Here is a 17836-nt window from a genome sequence, read left to right as displayed (position 1 = left end):
AAGGCATGCAGCCCGTGAGGCTCTGCGTCGCCACAACGGACACGGAGCGTCCTGAGAGGCATTCCCACGCAGAGCGTGGGAACGATCCTCAACCCCCTTTCATTTCCACAGGCCGATCTTGCTCAGTTCCGCCTGGAAGTTGGCCCGGGTGATCAGGGTGACGTTGTCCAGCGCGGTGTACTTGGCCGGCTCCTTGCCGGTGGTGACCCAGGTGTACATCTGGCTGGCGGTTTCATAACCGGAGGTGTCCGGGCTCAGCAGCATCGAGCCGAAGAAACCGCTGTCGGTCTTTTTCAGTTCGCCGATGGCATCGGTACCGTTGATGCCGACACCGATCACATTGGCCGCCTTGAAGCCGGCGCTTTCGGTGGCGCGCACGCCGCCCAGCACCGCGCTGTCGTTCATCCCGCCGATCAGCAGGTTCTTCGCCGCGGCGGGCAGCTTGACCAGCGCCGAGTTGGTGGCGTCCATGCTGCCCGGTACGTCGAGGGTCTTGAGCGGGCTGAAGAGAATATGATCCGCCGGCAGGCCCGCCGCCTTGAGGCCGTCCACCGAACCGTCGGTGCGCTTCTTGCCGGTGTCCAGCTCGTCGAAGGTATTGATCACCGCGTAGGTGTTGCTCCAGTCCCAGCCGCGCCTTTTCGCCTCCTCGGCCATCGCCGCGCCCTGCTTCTGGCCGATCTTGAACGCCGCCAGGCCGACATAGGGCACGTCCTCCATCGGATTGCCCTTGGCGTCGACGAAACGGTCGTCCACCGCCAGCACCTTCAGTCCGTTGAGCTTGGCCTTGGCCATGATCGCCGGGCCCAGCGAAGTGTCCGGCGGGCAGATGACAAAGCCCTTGGCGCCATTGGCGGCCAGGGTGTCGATGGCGGCGAGGGTCTTCTCGCCATCCGGCACGGCGATCTTGATCACCGTGAACCCCTTGTCCTTGCCGGCCTTCTCGGCGAAGGCCCACTCGGTCTGGAACCAGGGCTCCTCGGCCTGCTTGACGAGAAAGCCGATTTTCACTTCTTCGGCCGCTGCCAGATGGGTAAGACCACCGGCGGCGACTACCGCGACCGCACAGGCCAGGGAACGGAGCTTGCGTTGGATAAGCATGGGTAACCCTCTTGTTCTTGTTTGACCGGTTCTTGTTGAATCGCTGCGTGCAACAAACGTCGCCCCGAAGGCCGGCGCGCAGATCAGTCGTGGTACATCACCGAGCGCCCGCCATCGATCATCAGGCAGGTGGCGTTGATGAACGGTGCCTCGTCGGTGGCCAGGAACAAGGCCGTCATCGCCACCTCGACCGGCTGGCCGATACGTCGTGGCGGATGCAGGTCGAAGGCCCGCTGGCGTTCGGCCCCGGGATCGGCGAAACCGTTCCAGTAGTCGACATTGAGCTGGGTCTCGATATACCCCGGGGCAATCGCGTTGACCCGGATACCCTTGGGCGCGTACTCGATGCCCAGCGCCCGGGTCAGGCCGAGCAGGCCATGCTTGGCCACCGGATAAGGGAAGCAGCCGGGGATGATGTGGCTGGAATGGGTCGAGGCGATATTGATGATGTTGCCGATGCCCTGTTCGATCATGTGCGGCAACACGGTGCGACAGCCGAACCAGGCCCCGTCCAGGTCGATGGCGAAACAGCGCCGCCAATCCTCGTCGGTCATCTCCAGCGGATCGCGAAACACATTCACGCCGGCGCAGTTGACCAGCACGTCGACCCGGCCGAAGCGTTCGATGGCCAGGTCGACCAGGGCGCGCCATTGCGTCTGCGAGGTGATGTCGATGGCCTGCGCGTGAATCTGTGCGCCCTGCCCGCGCCAACGCGCGGCGACCTGCTCGACCTTTTCGGCCTGGATATCGCCGATCACCAGCTTTGCCTGCTGCGCCTGGAAGCAGGCGACGATCGCCTCGCCAATGCCCTGGGCCGCGCCGGTGATCACCACCACCTTGTCTTTCAGGCGATCGCCGTACTTCGGCTCGGGGACTTCGGGTAACGACAGCGGTTTTGCCATTTCAAACACTCCTGAATGAAATCGAATGAACCCGTGACGCGCGCTACAGCTCGATCCGCTCGACCTTGCCCACCAACAGCCCGTAGGACAGCGCGCCGATCAACGCCAGCACGGCGATATAGGTAATGGCCGGGGCGAACGAGTCGCCGCTGGCGAGAAAACCGATGACGATCGGCGTGGTGATCGCCGACAGGTTGCCGATGAAATTGAACACCCCGCCGGTCAGCCCCAGCAGACGCGCCGGGGCCAGGGTCGAGACCAGCGACCAGGTAATGGAGGCCAGGCCGTTGCCGAAGAACGCCAGGGCGAGGAAGGCGATCACCAGGGCCGTGGAGTCGACGAAATTGGCGCCGATGATCGAGGTGGAAATCAGCAGCCCGCCGATGATCGGCAGCTTGCGCGCCAGGCCGATGCCGACACCGCGGCGGATCAGCCAGTCGGAGAACAGCCCGGAGCAGAGCACACCGACAAAGGCCGCGAGAAACGGCAGCGAGGCGAGGAAACCGGACTTGATAAAGTCCATGCCGCGGTACTTCACCAGGTAGGTCGGGAACCAGGTGAGGAAGAACCACAGGGTCGAGTTCAGGCAGAACTGCCCCAGGTAGATGCCCCACAGCTTGCGCTTGCTGAGCACGATGCCCAGGTCCGTCCAGCTGAACGGCGCCTTGCGGCGGGCCGTTTGCGCCTGGATATCCACCAGGCCGCCGCCTTCGCGGATCAGTTCGATCTCGGCGACATTCGCCCCCTTGAAGTCCCGGGGTTCGCGATACACCGCGTACCAGACCACCGCCCAGAGAATCCCCACCACACCGGTGCTGACAAACACCATGTGCCAGCCGTAGCGGTGCTGCAACCAGGCCAGGACCGGGGTGAGAAAGGCCAGGCCGACAAACTGTCCGGAGGTGTAGAAGCCGATGGCCGTCGCCCGCTCACGCTCCGGGAACCAGGTGGTGACGACCCGGCTGTTGATCGGATAGGCCGGGGCCTCCAGGGCGCCGACCGCCATGCGCAGGACGAACAGGGCGATAAAGCTGGCGGCGAAACCGAGCATCACCGTCGCCACCGACCACAGCAGCAGGGCCACGCTGTAGAGAATCCGCGGCGGCACCCGGTCCACCAGCCAGCCGCCGGGAATCTGCATGGCGGCGTAGGTCCAGCCGAAGGCCGAGAAGATCAGCCCGACATGGATCGGGTCGATGCCCAGGTCGCTGGTCAGGGCCGGCGCGGCAATCGACAGGTTGCTGCGGTCCAGGTAGTTGATCACCACGGTGATGAACAACAGCACCATGATGAAGAATCGCTTGCGGCTGGGCGTCACCAGGGACGCCGCGGCCTGGGGCCGTTCGAATTGCATGGAGCGTGCCTCTTCTTATGATTATTGAGGACTGCTTGCCTATCCCTGATGATCGTTCCCACGCTCCGCGTGGGAATGCATCCAGTGACGCTCCGCGTCACCTCCAACAGCGGACGCAGAGCGTCCTGAGCGGCGTTACCACGCGGAGCGTGGGAACGATCAAGCAACGATCAGGTATCACCACTCGGCGAAGCTGCCATCGGCGTGGCGCCAGATCGGATTGCGCCAGCGATGGCCGATGGCGGCCCGTTCGATCACGTATTCCTCGTTGATCTCGATCCCCAGTCCCGGACCGTTGGGGATCTTCACGAAGCCTTTCTCATAGTCGAACACCCGTGGATCCTTGACGTAATCCAGCAGGTCGTTGCTTTCGTTGTAATGGATGCCCAGGCTCTGTTCCTGGATAAAGGCGTTGTAGCAAACCGCATCCAGTTGCAGGCAGGCCGCCAGGGCAATCGGCCCCAGGGGGCAATGCAGGGCCAGGGCGACGTCATAGGCCTCGGCCATGTTGGCGATCTTGCGGGTTTCGGTAATGCCGCCGGCATGGGAAGCATCCGGCTGGATGATGTCGACATAACCTTCACTGAGCACCCGCTTGAAATCCCAGCGCGAGAACAGCCGTTCGCCGAGGGCAATCGGCGTACTGGTCAACGGCGCCAGCTCCTTGAGGGCTTCGTAGTTCTCGCTGAGCACCGGCTCCTCGATAAACATCAGCTTGTAGGGATCGAGTTCCTTCATCAGCACCTTGGCCATGGGCTTGTGCACCCGGCCATGGAAGTCCACGCCGATGCCGACATCCGGACCCACCGCATCGCGCACCGCGGCAACGTTCGCCAGGGCCAGGTCGACCTTGTCGTGGGTATCGAGAAATTGCAGTTCCTCGGTGCCGTTCATCTTCACCGCGGTGAAGCCACGGCTGACCGCTTCCTTCGCCGCCCGCGCGGTGTCGGCCGGACGATCGCCGCCGATCCACGAATACACACGGATCTTGTCCCGCACCTGACCGCCCAACAGATCGCTGACCGATACCCCCAGCGCCTTGCCCTTGATATCCCAGAGCGCCTGGTCGATCCCGGCCAGGGCACTCATGTGGATCGCCCCGCCACGATAGAAGCCGCCGCGGTAGAGCACCGTCCAGATATCCTCGATATTGCGTGGGTCCTTGCCGATCAGGTAATCGGACAATTCCTCGACCGCCGCCGCCACCGTGTGGGCACGGCCTTCCACGACGGGCTCGCCCCAGCCGGTGACGCCCTCGTCGGTTTCGATCTTGAGGAAGCACCAGCGCGGTGGAACGATGTAGGTGGTGAGCTGGGTGATTTTCATCGCTTATCTCTCTTGTAATGGGGCTTGTCGATGGACGCCCTGGGCGTCGGCAGTCTTAACGAAAGGTGTTCCAGGCCGTCATGTAGGCCTTGGCGCGAACCGCCACCTCATCGGGGCTCAGGCCCGGCTTGAACAGCCCCGAGCCAAGGCCGAAGCCGCCGACGCCGGCCTCGAGGAATACCGCCATGTTGTCCGGCGTGATACCGCCCACCGGGAGCAACAGGGTCCCGGCCGGCAACACCGCGAGCCAGGCCTTGACCACGGCCGGGCCCATCTGCTCGGCGGGGAACATCTTCAGCACGTCGGCACCTTCGGCGAGGGCGGCAAAGGCTTCGGTGGGCGTGGCGACACCCGGCGACAGGTACAGGCCGGCGGCCTTGGCCGCGCGCAGGACCACAGGGTCGCTGTGGGGCATGACGATCACCTGGCCGCCCGCCGCCTTCACCTGCCCGACCTGCTCCGGCGTCAGCACGGTACCGGCGCCCACCAGGCAATCGGCGGGCAGGCTGTCGCGCAGGATACGGATGCTGTCATAGGGTTGCGGGGAGTTGAGCGGCACTTCCAGGGTACGGAACCCGGCGTCGTACAACACCCGGCCGATGGCCTTCGCCTCCTCCGGGCGCAGGCCGCGAAGGATGGCGATCAGACCGTTTTTTGCCAGCGCTTGCTTGAGCATCTCAAACCTCTGAAAGGAATCGTCGAAAGCTTCAGTCGAGCAAGCCGGCCGCCTGGGCCAGTTGCCATAAACCCCGTTCGGTGGCCTGCTCGGCCAGGCTCACCGAGGCAAAGCCGCAGGCCTCCAGGGCCCGCCGGTAACGGACACAGAGTTGTTCGTTGCCGATCAGCAGGATTGCCGGCAGCTCGCTGCCGGTGTGGCGCTGGAGCAGCAACGCGCGCAGCGCCACGAGTTCATGGCCGATCAGCAGGCCGGACAGGTAGTTGGGTTGCTCGGCAGGACTCAGCTCGCCGGTCAGGCCCAGGGTGCGGGCACTGAACAGGGTCGACAAGGGGCCGATCTCGCCCTCGGCGGACAAGGCCACCTGCACGCCACGATCGAAGGCGTGCGCGTCGAACGGCGCATTGCGTTGCTGGGTGCGGCCGAGGATGGTGTGCTCGCTCAAGGCACCGAAGAGCTCGCCGGTCATGAAGGTGTCGAAGTGCACGAGGTTGCCGGCGACCACCTGGACCCATTTCGAATGGCTGCCGGGCAGGCCGATCAGCACCCGGCTGTCGTCGCCCAGCACATCGAGGGCACCGAGCACCTGGGTTTCCTCGCCGCGCATCACGTTGGGCAGGCGGGAGCGCTGGATGACCCCGGGAACGATATGCAGGTCGCTACCGCGCAAGGTGGCGACCCTTTGCAGACTGGAGCCCAGGCCCGCAAGGCTGGCCGGGGTTTCCCGATAGACCGCTTCGCGCCAGCCCTGGGCGCTGCCGACCATGCCACAGGCGATCACCGGCAGTTGCGGACAGGCATCGAGCCAGTCACCACAGGCCTCATCGAATGCCAGTTCAAAACCGTCGCTGCACCACTGGCCGGCTACCAGCCGTGGCACCTTGGGCAATTGCATGATGCCGCAAGCCAGCGCGCGCTGTTCCAGCACCAGGCCCTGGGGACCGAGCTTGTAGACACGAAGGGAAGTGGTTCCCCAGTCGAGCGCGATCAATTGCGCCTGCATCGCTTCACCTGTTTTGTTTTTCTGGGCAGTGAGTGCGATGAACTATAAACCCGGCGCGTTTAAAATCTCAATATATAAATATCAATCCCATATAGTGGGAAAAACTAAACTCTTAAGAACAACACCGACCTTGTAGGAGCTGGCTTGCCAGCGATGGCGGCCGTACGGTCGGCGCCAGACAAGGAGGCCCCCCTTACCGGCAAGCCGGCTCCCACAAGGGGCCGTCACGGCAGCCGTGGTATATTCGCGCCCCACCCCGCCCTGTCGAAGGAATGCCCGACGGTGAACAAGAAAATCGGCATCAGAGCCCAGCAAGCCGACCAGACACGCGCCCGTATCCTCAAGGCGGCGGTCAAGGTTTTCACCCGCGACGGCTATTCCGGCGGTCGGGTGGAAAGCATTTCCCGCGAAGCCGAATCCAACGACCGCATGCTCTACTACTACTTCGGCAGCAAGGAGCGGCTGTTCATCTGCGTGCTGGAACACACCTACGAGCAGTTCAACAAGGCCGAAAGCAAACTGCGCCTGGACCTGGACCAGCCCCTGGAAGCCCTGCGGGAACTGGTGGCCTTCGTCTGGAACTACTACGTCAAGCACCCGGAATTCGTGGCCATCCTGAGCATCGAGAACCTGCATAAGGGCAGGCACGCCCAGCAGTCCGGGGAACTGCGGCGGCTGTCGGGGGAAGCGGTCGGCGTGTTGCGGCCGATCATCGAGGCGGGCCAGGCCCGGGGGATCTTTCGCGAGGACCTGGACCTCAAGCACGTGTACCTGATGATCGCCTCGCTCTGCTATTTCTATAATTCCAACCAGCACACCCTGAGTTCATTCCTCGGCGAGCCGCTGGCGGAGAAACACCAGCAGCAGGACTGGCTGGCGTTTATCAGCGACCTGGTGGTTCGCGGGGTATTGCGCCTGCCGTAAACGCAGAACCTGTGGGAGCCGGCTTGCCAGCGATAAGGCCATCAAGCCTTGCAGCGCTCATCCGGCCGCCTTCGCGGGCAAGCCCGCTCCCACAATCACCGGCTCAGCCGCGGATATACGGCCCCCCCTGTGGGAGTGGGCTTGCCCACGAAGAGGGCCTTGAGGCTTGCAGCACTCTTGTGGTCCTGCAGCGCTCATCCGGCCGCCATCGCTGGCAAGCCAGCTCCTACAGGTTCGCGGTGCGGCAACGAACAATGCCCATCAGTGGGTTCCCGGATTTGCGCGTACATGGGCCACGGTCTTTTCCAGCCCCTGCCATGGCGGCGCATCGCCGGCAAAGCGGCTGCGCAGGTACGCCGCCAGTTCCGCCACCTGGGTATTGGACAGGCTGTCCTTGAAGCCCGGCATATAGCCCAGGTCGCGGGTCGCCGGCGTCGCAATCCCTTGCAGGATCACCTTGATCAGATTGTCCGGCAGGTCGCTGTGCACATTGGTATTGCTCGCCAGCGACGGGCTGACCCCGAACAGCTTCGGCCCCAGGCCATCGGCATGGCAGCCCTGGCATGAGCCTTCGAACACCCGCTGCCCGTTGCTCAGGGACAACGCTTCAACCGCTGCCGGGCGGGTTGCCCGCTCCACCACCCGCGCCTCGTCCTGCGCGCCGTTGAGCGAGGCCAGGTACACCGCCATCGCCCGCACGTCTTCCTTCGGCAACTTCGCCAGTTCGCTGACCACCGGCCCCATCGGCCCCGCCGCCACGCCATGAGCATCGGAATAGCCGCTGCTCAGGTAGGTGAACAACTGGTCCTCGGTCCAGGGCGTCGGCGCCTTCGACAAGCCGGTGAGGGCCGGCGCCTCCCAGCCATCGACCAGTCCGCCGGACAGAAACGCCGCGCCGCCCTTCTCCGCGCCCATCAGGTTGCGCGGCGAATGACAGGCCGCGCAGTGCCCCAGGCCGTTGACCAGATAAGCCCCGCGATTCCACTGCTCGCTGCGTTGCGGCTGCACCTGGATTTCCCCCTTGCGCAGGAACAACGCATTCCACCCTGCCATCAACGGCCGCTGGTTGAACGGAAAGCGCATGGCGTTGGCCCTGGCCGGCTGACTGACCGGTGCCTGGGACATCAGGTAGGCGTACAGCGCCTGCATGTCGGCATCGTTGATATTGCGAAACGCCGTGTAGGGAAACGCCGGATACAGATTGCGCCCGTCGCGCCCGATACCCTCGCGCATCGCCCGCTCGAAGGCCGGATACGACCAGCTGCCAATGCCGGTCTGTACATCCGGGGTGATATTGCTGCTGTACAAGGTGCCGAACGGCGTCTCCATCGCCAGCCCTCCGGCATTGGTCGCCCCGCCCGGCGCCGTATGGCAGACCGCGCAATCGCCGACCGCCGCCAACAGGCGTCCGCGTTCCAGGGTGGCCGCCGACCAGGTGCCGGCGCTCGGTGGCGCGATGGGGGCGATCTCGCCGTGCCAGGGCCAGGCGGTGGCCGCCATGCCCAGCAACGCGCCAAAGGCGGCGAACAAGGAACCGAACAACCATTTCGAGCGCTTGGCCGGGGACTTCGGCGGATCCTGCTCGGTACCGGCATTGAGCGCCTGCAACACCCGCTCCGGGGTGATCGGCAGTTCGCGAAAGCGGATCCCGGTGGCATCGAAGATCGCGTTGGCAATCGCCGCCGCGCTCGGCACCGAGGCCGACTCCCCCGCGCCCATGGGCGGCTCGCTCTGGCGCGGCATCATCAGCACGTCGATCTTCGGCACTTCGGGAAAGGTCAGGATCGGGTAGCCGCCCCACTCCTTGCTCGCCACCGTCGATTCCTCGAAGGTCACCCGCTCCTTGAGCACCCGGCTGGTGGACTGGATCACATTGCCGTGGATCTGGTGCCGCACGCCGTCGGGGTTGATCATCATCCCCGAGTCATGGCCGATCACCACCCGGGTCACCGAGACATCGCCGGTCTGCCGGTCGATCGCCACGTCCGCGACCCAGGCGGCCCAGGCCGCGCCGAACCCGGGAAACTTGCTGTGGATATAACGCGCGTAGGCAAAGCCACGCCCGCGCAACAGATGGTCGTCGTTGGGGGTCTGCATCGGCGCGGTGCGCGGGGTCCAGGCGGCGCGCTCGGCGGTGGATTTCACCAGGTCCACGGCGCGCTCGTCATGCAGGTAGCGCAGGCGGTATTCCACCGGATCGACGCCGGCGGCAAAGGCCAGTTCGTCGATATAGGATTCGTGGGCGAAGGTGTTGGGCAAGGCCGAGACCCCGCGCATCCACGAGGCCCGGACAATCGGCGACATATCATTGATGCTGACCCGCATATGTTCGTAGTCGTAGGGCGGGATCGAGGTCCGGTCGCCCATCTCGAACATCGCCGCCACCGGCTCGACGCGCCCGGTGAGCAACAAAGCCAGGGTCGGCGCGCCGTTGGACGGGTAGCTGGTCTGGAAGTCATAGGCGGCGACGCTGCCGTCGGCATTCAGGCCGCCATCGACATCCATCAGTTGCGCCGTGCCCTTGGGCTCCCAGACGTGTTCCTGGTCCCGGGTCAGTTGTACCCGCACCGGCTTGCCGACGGCCCGGGACAACAGCAGCGCGTCGGCGCAGACATCGTCGGCACAGTTGCGCCCGTAGCAGCCGGCGGCCTCCATGCGGATGATCTCGATATGTTCCTCGGGGCACTCCAGCAACCAGGCCAGGTCGGCCCGCAACAGGTGCGGGTTCTGGCTGCCGGACCAGACCCGGATGCCGCCCGCCTGGTAATCCGCCAGCCCGCAGGACGGGCCGATCGAGGCATGCATCTGGTAAGGCCACAGGTAGGTGCGCGGCATGCGCTGGCTGGCACCGGCCAGGGCTTCGTCGACCTGGCCCTGGTCATGCACCGTGCGCTTGATCCGCGGGTTGTCGCGGATCGCCTGCTCGACGTCGCTCAGGTCCGGCAGCTTCTGCCGCCAGTCCTTCCAGCGCACCCGCAGTTCCTGGGCTGCCTTCGCCGCCTGTTCCTCGCGCAGCGCCACCACCCCGACAAAGTCGCGGATCACCACCACCCGGACAATCCCGGGAATATGGGCGATGGACGACTCATCCACCTCCAGCAGGCTGTTGCCGACAAAGTCGCCGCTGTCGAACCCGGCATAGGGCGGCCGCACCACCCGGCCATGGAGCATGTCCGGTACGCGCATATCGTGGACATAGGTCAGCTCGCCGGTGGCCTTGGCCGGGATATCGACCCGCGCCGCGCCCTTGCCCACCAGCCGATAGTCGGCGGCCGGCTTGAGTGGTGCGTCACCGCTGATGCGCAATTGATCGTGTTCGCCCGCCACCAGTTCGGTGTAGCTCAGGGCCCGGCCGTCCGGCGCCTTGACGATACCGCGCTCGACCCGCAGTTCCTGCGCTGCCAGCCCCCAGCGCCGCGCCGCCCGCGCCAGCAGGAAACGCCGCGCCTCGGCCGCCGCGTTGCGCAGGGGCACCGCGGAAATCTGCAGGGTCGCACTGGCGATGGTCGCGCCCTGGTTCGGTGCCCGCTCGGTGTCGCCGAGCACCATGCGCACCTGCGCCACTTCCAGGTCCAGCTCTTCGGCGACGATCTGCGACAGCGAGGTGCGGATGCCGGTGCCGAGGTCGACATGGCCGTTGAAGGCATAGACCCAGCCGTCATCGCTGATCGCGATGAACAGCCCCAGCTCCTTGGGCTTGACCACCGGCGAACCGCCCTTGGCCACCGGGCCGGAGGGCGGCAGGATATCGTCGACAATCAGCAGGACGCCGGTCTTGGCCAGCAATTGATCACGGGTGGGGATGGCATCGGTCATGGTCGTCGGTCCACGTTCAAGGCGTTTGACGGGCGGCACGCAGCACCGCGCGAAGGATTTCGATATGGGTGCCGCAGCGGCAGAGATTGGCGGACAGTTCGTTGCGGATCTGTGCCTCGCTGGGGTGCGGATTGCGGTCGAGCAGGGCCTTGGCGGTCATGATCATGCCGTTCAGGCAATAACCGCACTGGGCCGCCTGCTCGTCGATAAAGGCCTGCTGCACCGGGTGCGGCGCCTCGCGGCTGCCGAGCCCCTCAAGGGTGACGATCTGCCGATCCACCGCACCGGCCAGGGGAAACACGCAGGAGCGCGCGGCCACCCCATCGATGATCACCGTGCACGCCCCGCATTCGCCGAGGCCACAGCCGTACTTGGGGCCGTTGAGCCGCAGGTCGTTGCGCAGGATCAGCAACAGCGGCGTGTCCGCCATGGCGGTGACCGAAGTGGTGCTGCCGTTGACCTCAAGGGCTACCGTGATTTCCTGCGTCGTCATGGGCTGCGCTCAGTTCATTTGATGAAGTGATCACTACATGAAAAAGCCATGGCTCTACGCCGTCAGTGTCTCCTGACGACACACTTTTTCTGATGAAGTGGTTACTACATGAACAGAGAGCAAGAAGGATGCCAGCGGCGTGGGTCCGGGTGATCACGATCATTCCCACGCTCCGCGTCACGGGTCCGCAGCGGACGCAGAGCATCCGGAGAGGCGTTCCCACGCGGAGCGTGGGAACGATCAAACACACCCCTGTGGGAGTGGGCTTGCCCACGAAGAGGGCCTTGAGGCTTGCAGCGCTCTTGTGGACCTGCGGCGACTGGGCGGACGCCTTCGCGGGCAAGCCCGCTCCCACGGGGTTAGTGCTTGCGGTGCGATATTTGTGAGAGACAGCCAGGCGACGCTGCGCTTGCTGGTGACGAGATTGGCACAGGTAAGGCAGGACCCGTTGCCCTGCACCATGGGATCCCTCCCAAGCATCGGTTCAAGAGGGGTTATTCGTCGCGGTCGTCGATCATCTTGCGCAGCAGGAACAGCACCGCCACCTGCTCGGCGGGGTTGAGGTTGCTCATGGTCAGCTCGCTGATCCGCGCGGCACAGGGCACGGTCTGCTGCACCAGGCGGGCGCCTTCGTCGGTCAGGCCGACGATGACCTTGCGCCGGTCCTCGGGGTCAGGCTCCAGGCTGATCAGCTCGCGGGCCTTGAGTCGTTCGACGATGCCACGGATGGTGGCCTGGTCGACGGCGGTCGCCTTGACCAGCTCGGTCAGGGAACTGGGGCCGTGGTCACGCACCGCGCACAGGGTGACGAACTGCACGGCCGTCAGCTGCGAATCGCCGACATTCTGCTGGAAGATCGCCATATGTCGCTGGTAGGCCTTGCGCAGCAGGTGGCCGACCTGTTCGGAGAAGACGTAGGAATTGGAATCAGGAGTATCCGGCACGGCAGGCTCGAAAAGGCAATGGAGAATGGGCTGGCATGATGGACAGGTTGCGAGGCGGACTCAAGTGTGAGGTCGTCCGGGCCGGCCCCTTCGCGGGCAAGCCCGGCTCCTGCAGTCCTCTGTCACTCACTCATCAGATCGTTCCCACGCTCCGCGTGGGAATGCCTCTCTGGACGCTCTGCGTCCGCTGTAGATCTGTGACGCGGAGCGTCACGGGGTGCATTCCCACGCGGAGCGTGGGAACGATCCAGGTCGCCACTCAACGGGCCCGCGAGGCCTCGGGAGCCACCACGTCGCCGCCGATCACCACCGCCTGGTCATCCAGGTAGACATCGCAATTGCGCAGCGGAATGTCCATGTGGCACGGCGTCTTGCGGGTGCCGCCGACTTCGGTGTTGGGCCCGGTGGAGAACAGGAAGTTGCCATAGAACGCCCGCGCGTCCATGCACATGCCGTCGTTCTTGTCGTGCAGGCCCATGGCGGTCCACTGCGCCTTCGGCTGCAGGCCCCAGCCGATATGGGAGATGCCGTAGACCTCGGGATCGTTGAAGTACTTCATGTAGTCGCGCAGGTATTCGGCCTCGAAACCGCCATGGATCGAGGTAATGAAGCCCTTCTCGATCTCCAGGGTGATCTTCTCCCGGGTATAGGTCTTGAACGGCAGGAGGATGTCGCCGATATCCAGCACCAGCACGCCCTCGGCGGTTTCCTCGTTCGGCCAGGAAAACAGGAAGCCGCTCGGCCAGTGGTCCCAACGCCCCGGCTCATCGGCGAAACCGTACTCGGTCACCGACGGATACTGCCCCAGCGCCGCGCGGAAATCGCTGCCGGCACGGGACTTCACATGGATCGAGCGCGCCTTCTTCAACAGTGCTTCCGCCGCCAGCACCCGCACCTTGTCGGCCTCGGTCGGCAGCATGCGCGCCAGTACTTCCGGCGGCTCGACCGCCAGCAGGATGCGCGTGCCGGTCTTGAGGATCTGCTCCTGCTCCGGCGAGTGCAGCAGCATCATGGTGTCGACGATCAGGTCCGCCGCCTCCAGTGCCCGCTGGGCGGCGATATTGCCCGTCAGCGCGGTGTCGCCGCAGTAGGCGGTCATGTCATTGCCCATGGCCATCGGGTGGTTGAAGGACGGCAATTCCACCGCGTACACCTTGGCCCCCAGGCGCTGCGAAGCCTCCATCGCCGAACGCACGGTGCGCGGGTCGGAGTAATGGCTCTTGAGCACCGCGACACTCTGGGTCGAGTCGACCTTCGACAGTTTCAACACGTGCTCGAACATCTGCGTCAGTTCGCAATCACTTACCGGCATTTCCTCTCTCCTCAATTCGCCCACGACGCACCAAGTAGAAGCGTCACGCTTCACTCTAGTGCATTTTTATAGCGTATACGCCATTTAAATCCGATAAGACCCGAATTGAAGACATTCTGCAAGAGCCAGACCAAAACGTTACCAACCCACACAACCCCAATAAAATAAGGTTACTTAGCGTTACGACAGCCAAATATCGGCAAAATTTTAATTTTTACGGAGGATCTTCTCTTTTCAAAAAAAGAGCGTATACACTTTAAAAACCTTGCGGGTCGTCCCCGCCAACCTTCACTCGGAACGAGGAGCATGCCCATGGCAAGCACACAAAAAATCGCCATCGTCGGCGCGGGCCTGGGTGGCGCGGCCGCCGCCACCCTGTTGCAACAGGCGGGATTCGACGTGACGATCTACGAGCAGGCGCCGGAGTTTTCCCGCCTGGGTGCCGGGATCCACATGGGCCCGAATATCATGAAGATCTTCCGGCGCATGGGCATCGAGCAGCAGCTCGACCAGATGGGTTCGCACCCGGACCACTGGTTCAGCCGGGACGGCATGAGCGGCGACTACCTGTCGCGCATTCCCCTGGGCGAGTTTGCCCGCAAGGAATACGGCGCTTCCTATATCACGGTGCACCGTGGCGACCTGCACGCCTTGCAGATGTCCACCATCAAACCGGGCACCCTGCACTTCAACAAGCGCCTGGAAACCATCGAGGACCGCGGTGACCAGGTGCACCTGACGTTCACCGACGACACCCACGCCAGCGCCGATATCGTCATCGGTGCCGACGGCATCAACTCGAAGATCCGCGAAGAACTGCTGGGCCAGGAAGCACCGCTGTACAGCGGCTGGGTCGCCCACCGCGCGCTGATCACCCGCGACAAGCTGGCCCGCTACGACCTGAACTTCGAAGACTGCATCAAGTGGTGGAGCGAGGACCGGCACATGATGGTCTACTACACCACCGGCAAGCGCGACGAGTACTACTACGTCACCGGCGTGCCGCACCCGGAACTGGACTTCGACGGTCCGTTCGTCGACAGCAGCCGCGAAGAGATGTTCGCAGCCTTCCAGGGCTACCACCCCACCGTCCAGGCGCTGATCGAATCCACCGATACCGTGACCAAATGGCCGCTGCGCAACCGCAACCCACTGCCGCTGTGGAGCCGCGGGCGCCTGGTGCTGCTGGGCGATGCCTGCCACCCGATGAAGCCGCACATGGCCCAAGGCGCCGGCATGGCCATCGAAGACGCGGCGATGCTGACCCGCTGCCTGCAGGAAACCGGTCTGGGCGACTACCGCACCGCCTTCGAGCTCTATGAAGCCAACCGCAAGGACCGTGCGTCCCGCGTGCAATCGGTATCCAACGCCAACACCTGGCTGCGCACCCAGGAAGATCCGGCCTGGGTCTACGGCTACGACCTCTATGCCCAACAGCTGAAATCGGGGGTGGCGGCGTGAGCACCTTCGTCCATGGCGGCAACGTCCAGGCCAACGGCATTCGCCAGCACTACCTGCGCTACGGCGGCAAGGGCGCGGCGCTGATCCTGATCCCCGGCATCACCAGCCCGGCGATCACCTGGGGATTCGTCGCCGAGCGCTTCGGCAAGTATTTCGACACCTATGTGCTGGATGTGCGTGGCCGCGGCCTGTCCTCCAGCGGCCCGGAACTGGACTACAGCGCCGAGACCTGCGCCAGCGATATCGCCGCGTTTGCCGCGGCCCTAGGCCTGGACAGCTATCACCTGGTGGGCCACTCCATGGGCGCGCGCTTTGCCGTGCGCAGTGCGGTGCTCAGCCCCGCCGGAGTGAAAAGCCTGGTGCTGATCGACCCGCCGGTATCCGGCCCGGGCCGTCGCGAGTACCCGAGCAAGTTGCCGTGGTACGTCGACTCGATCCGCCAGTCGCTGGTCGGGATGGATGCCGAGGCGATGCGCGCCTTCTGCGCCACCTGGACCGAAGAACAACTGCAACTGCGCGCCGAATGGCTGCACACCTGCTACGAGCCAGCGATTGTCCGGGCCTTCAACGACTTCCATGACGTCGACTTCCACCAGGACCTGCCGCGCCTCGAGGCGCCGGCCCTGCTGCTGGTGGCCGGGCGCGGCGGCGTGATCCAGCCCGAGGACGAAGCCGAGATCCGCGAACTGCAACCGACGATCCGCATCGCCCATGTCGCCGATGCCGGGCACATGATTCCCTGGGATGACCTGGACGGCTTCTTCGCCGCCTTCGGTGATTTCCTCGGCGTGCACCTGACCTCTTGAATCTGTGGGAGCCGGCAAGCCAGCTCCCACAGGTTGATGTATCGGCTGAATTATCGATTTAAGGAGACAAGCATGCTCAAGCCTTACCGCATCGGTCAGATCGTACCGAGCTCGAACACCACCATGGAAACCGAGATCCCGGCGATGCTCAACGCCCGCCAGGCGATCCGTCCGGAACGCTTCACCTTTCACTCCAGCCGCATGCGCATGAAGCAGGTGCGCAAGGAAGAACTGGCGGCGATGGACGGCGAGTCCGATCGCTGCGCCGTCGAGCTGTCCGACGCCAAGGTCGATGTACTCGGCTACGCCTGCCTGGTAGCGATCATGGCCATGGGCCTGGGCTATCACCGCCAGTCCGAGGCGCGCCTGCGCAAGGCCACCGCCGACAACGACGGCAATGCCCCGGTGATCACCAGCGCCGGCGCCCTGATCGAGGGCCTGAAAGTCATGGGTGCCAAGCGCATCGCCATTGTCGCGCCCTACATGAAGCCGCTGACCGAACTGGTGGTGAACTACATCCGCGAGGAAGGTTTCGAGGTCGTCGACTGGCGCGCCCTGGAGATCCCCGACAACCTCGAAGTGGCCCGTCACGATCCGGCCAACCTGCCGGGCATCGTCGCCGGGATGAACCTCGAAGGCGTCGACGTGATCGTGCTCTCGGCCTGCGTGCAGATGCAGTCGCTGCCGGCCGTCGCCAAGGTCGAGGCACAGACCGGCAAGCCGGTGCTGACGGCCGCCATCGCCACCACCTACGCCATGCTCAAGGCCCTGGACCTGGAGCCGATCGTGCCCGGTGCCGGTGCCCTGTTGTCCGGCGCCTACTGAGCGGGGTCCGCGAGATGAGCGAACAAAGCGCCAATGACAATTACCAGGGAGTCTGGGGCCAGCGCATCGGCTTCGGACGCAAACCGGCACTGCTGATGATCGATTTCATGCAGGGCTACACCACCGAGGGTGCACCGCTGTTCGCTCCGGGCGTGGTCAGCGCGGTGGCCGAAAGCGTGGCCCTGCTCGACAGCGCCAGGCGTCACGGGATTGCGGTGGTGCACACCAATATTCGCTACCATCCGGGACACTTCGCCGACGGTGGCGTCTGGGTGCGCAAGGCCCCGGTGATGAAGGACATGGTCGAGGGCAATCCGCTCGCGGCCTTCTGCGAAGCGGTGCTGCCGCTGCCGTCGGAAGTGGTGATCAGCAAGCAGTACGCCAGTGCGTTTTTCGGCACCAGCCTGGCCTCGCAGTTGCACGCCCAGGGTATCGATACCGTGGTCCTGGCCGGCTGTTCCACCAGCGGCTGCATCCGCGCAACGGCGGTGGATGCCGTCCAGCATGGATTTCGCACCATCGTGGTACGCGAATGCGTGGGCGACCGGCATCCGGCGCCCCATGAAGCGAATCTGTTCGACATCGACAGCAAGTACGGCGATGTCGTCAGCAAACAGGAAGCGATCTCGAAGTTCAAGGAGCAATAAGGTTTTACGAAGAACCGCGCCATAGAGCGTGGTCTTGAAAAACTGAGAGCCCACTTTGGCATACGGCTTGTTGAATAAAGCCGGTCAACTATGGGAGCTCCCAGTCTTCTGACACTGCCTTTGGAAGTCGCTTTCACAGCACTCCGAAGTGCTGGAACAAAAGCGGCTGTAATAAAAACCAAAGAGGGCCGCGTGAAAACGTAGCGAGCGAAGTCAATACCAGGCGAAGACAGGCGAGGACGCGGA

The 17836-nt window shown here is 64.3% G+C and carries 15 protein-coding genes; 5 read left to right on the top strand and 10 right to left on the bottom strand.

Translation table 11 applies throughout. From position 1 onward, the window contains the following. Positions 1 to 99: 99 nt before the first annotated feature. The 6 genes from KI243_RS08940 to KI243_RS08915 form a co-directional block, all read right to left on the bottom strand. Entirely contained in the window at positions 100 to 1101 is a 1002-nt protein-coding gene (locus tag KI243_RS08940; RefSeq protein ID WP_017123919.1) for a substrate-binding domain-containing protein, read from the bottom strand. Positions 1102 to 1184: 83 nt separating this feature from the next. Further along, positions 1185 to 2003, bottom strand: coding sequence for an SDR family oxidoreductase (locus KI243_RS08935; protein ID WP_103033037.1), 819 nt, complete (start codon positions 2001 to 2003; stop codon positions 1185 to 1187). Between the two features lie 43 nt (positions 2004 to 2046). Beyond that, positions 2047 to 3357 carry an MFS transporter gene (locus KI243_RS08930; RefSeq protein WP_103033036.1) on the bottom strand — a complete coding sequence of 437 codons (1311 nt, stop codon included), beginning with the start codon at positions 3355 to 3357 and terminating at the stop codon, positions 2047 to 2049. A 177-nt stretch (positions 3358 to 3534) separates the two neighbouring features. After that, on the bottom strand, positions 3535 to 4683 hold the full coding sequence (gene dgoD / locus KI243_RS08925; RefSeq protein ID WP_177085090.1) for a galactonate dehydratase: 1149 nt from the start codon (positions 4681 to 4683) through the stop codon (positions 3535 to 3537). Positions 4684 to 4738: 55 nt separating this feature from the next. Further along, positions 4739 to 5359 carry a 2-dehydro-3-deoxy-6-phosphogalactonate aldolase gene (locus KI243_RS08920; RefSeq protein WP_017123922.1) on the bottom strand — a complete coding sequence of 207 codons (621 nt, stop codon included), beginning with the start codon at positions 5357 to 5359 and terminating at the stop codon, positions 4739 to 4741. Between the two features lie 31 nt (positions 5360 to 5390). Beyond that, entirely contained in the window at positions 5391 to 6362 is a 972-nt protein-coding gene (locus KI243_RS08915) for a 2-dehydro-3-deoxygalactonokinase (RefSeq protein WP_212810700.1), read from the bottom strand. 282 nt (positions 6363 to 6644) lie between these two features. Here KI243_RS08915 and KI243_RS08910 point away from each other — a divergent pair, with 282 nt between their 5' ends. Then, entirely contained in the window at positions 6645 to 7286 is a 642-nt protein-coding gene (locus KI243_RS08910; RefSeq protein ID WP_177109658.1) for a TetR/AcrR family transcriptional regulator, read from the top strand. A 261-nt stretch (positions 7287 to 7547) separates the two neighbouring features. Here KI243_RS08910 and KI243_RS08905 read toward each other — a convergent pair whose 3' ends face one another. The 4 genes from KI243_RS08905 to KI243_RS08890 form a co-directional block, all read right to left on the bottom strand. Next, positions 7548 to 11102 (bottom strand): molybdopterin cofactor-binding domain-containing protein, encoded by a 3555-nt coding sequence (locus tag KI243_RS08905; protein ID WP_177129894.1) that lies wholly within the window; start codon positions 11100 to 11102, stop codon positions 7548 to 7550. Between the two features lie 16 nt (positions 11103 to 11118). After that, entirely contained in the window at positions 11119 to 11595 is a 477-nt protein-coding gene (locus KI243_RS08900) for a (2Fe-2S)-binding protein (RefSeq protein WP_017126440.1), read from the bottom strand. Between the two features lie 494 nt (positions 11596 to 12089). Then, positions 12090 to 12539, bottom strand: a complete 450-nt coding sequence (locus KI243_RS08895) for a MarR family winged helix-turn-helix transcriptional regulator (protein WP_017126439.1) — start codon at positions 12537 to 12539, stop codon at positions 12090 to 12092. A 259-nt stretch (positions 12540 to 12798) separates the two neighbouring features. Next, positions 12799 to 13851: a 2,5-dihydroxypyridine 5,6-dioxygenase gene (locus tag KI243_RS08890; RefSeq protein WP_017126438.1), complete on the bottom strand. Its 1053-nt coding sequence runs from the start codon at positions 13849 to 13851 to the stop codon at positions 12799 to 12801. 312 nt (positions 13852 to 14163) lie between these two features. Between KI243_RS08890 and KI243_RS08885 the strand changes: the two genes are divergently transcribed. From KI243_RS08885 to KI243_RS08870, 4 genes are all read left to right on the top strand, one after another. Beyond that, entirely contained in the window at positions 14164 to 15312 is a 1149-nt protein-coding gene (locus KI243_RS08885; RefSeq protein ID WP_212810699.1) for an FAD-dependent monooxygenase, read from the top strand. Then, complete coding sequence (locus KI243_RS08880; RefSeq protein WP_017126436.1) at positions 15309 to 16118, top strand: alpha/beta hydrolase; 810 nt, start codon at positions 15309 to 15311, stop codon at positions 16116 to 16118. Before KI243_RS08885 ends, KI243_RS08880 begins: the two co-directional genes overlap by 4 nt. A 72-nt stretch (positions 16119 to 16190) precedes the next feature. Then, positions 16191 to 16943, top strand: a complete 753-nt coding sequence (locus KI243_RS08875) for an Asp/Glu racemase (RefSeq protein WP_017126435.1) — start codon at positions 16191 to 16193, stop codon at positions 16941 to 16943. Between the two features lie 14 nt (positions 16944 to 16957). Beyond that, positions 16958 to 17590 carry an N-carbamoylsarcosine amidohydrolase gene (locus KI243_RS08870; RefSeq protein WP_017126434.1) on the top strand — a complete coding sequence of 211 codons (633 nt, stop codon included), beginning with the start codon at positions 16958 to 16960 and terminating at the stop codon, positions 17588 to 17590. The last annotated feature ends 246 nt before the right edge of the window (positions 17591 to 17836 follow it).

This window comes from Pseudomonas sp. Ost2, from assembly GCF_018326065.1.
Lineage (GTDB): Bacteria > Pseudomonadota > Gammaproteobacteria > Pseudomonadales > Pseudomonadaceae > Aquipseudomonas > Aquipseudomonas gingeri.
The sequence above is the reverse complement of the archived record's forward strand: the minus strand, read 5'-3'. Positions and strand labels throughout refer to the sequence as shown.

Bases quoted from the DNA above. Each gene is read 5' to 3' on its own strand.
- KI243_RS08890 (WP_017126438.1), bottom strand. From the start codon at position 13,851: ATGCCGGTAAGTGATTGCGAACTGACGCAGATGTTCGAGCACGTGTTG.
- KI243_RS08920 (WP_017123922.1), bottom strand. From the start codon at position 5,359: ATGCTCAAGCAAGCGCTGGCAAAAAACGGTCTGATCGCCATCCTTCGC.
- KI243_RS08905 (WP_177129894.1), bottom strand. From the start codon at position 11,102: ATGACCGATGCCATCCCCACCCGTGATCAATTGCTGGCCAAGACCGGC.
- KI243_RS08870 (WP_017126434.1), top strand. From the start codon at position 16,958: ATGAGCGAACAAAGCGCCAATGACAATTACCAGGGAGTCTGGGGCCAG.
- KI243_RS08900 (WP_017126440.1), bottom strand. From the start codon at position 11,595: ATGACGACGCAGGAAATCACGGTAGCCCTTGAGGTCAACGGCAGCACC.
- KI243_RS08935 (WP_103033037.1), bottom strand. From the start codon at position 2,003: ATGGCAAAACCGCTGTCGTTACCCGAAGTCCCCGAGCCGAAGTACGGC.
- KI243_RS08885 (WP_212810699.1), top strand. From the start codon at position 14,164: ATGGCAAGCACACAAAAAATCGCCATCGTCGGCGCGGGCCTGGGTGGC.
- KI243_RS08940 (WP_017123919.1), bottom strand. From the start codon at position 1,101: ATGCTTATCCAACGCAAGCTCCGTTCCCTGGCCTGTGCGGTCGCGGTA.
- dgoD (WP_177085090.1), bottom strand. From the start codon at position 4,683: ATGAAAATCACCCAGCTCACCACCTACATCGTTCCACCGCGCTGGTGC.
- KI243_RS08930 (WP_103033036.1), bottom strand. From the start codon at position 3,357: ATGCAATTCGAACGGCCCCAGGCCGCGGCGTCCCTGGTGACGCCCAGC.
- KI243_RS08875 (WP_017126435.1), top strand. From the start codon at position 16,191: ATGCTCAAGCCTTACCGCATCGGTCAGATCGTACCGAGCTCGAACACC.
- KI243_RS08915 (WP_212810700.1), bottom strand. From the start codon at position 6,362: ATGCAGGCGCAATTGATCGCGCTCGACTGGGGAACCACTTCCCTTCGT.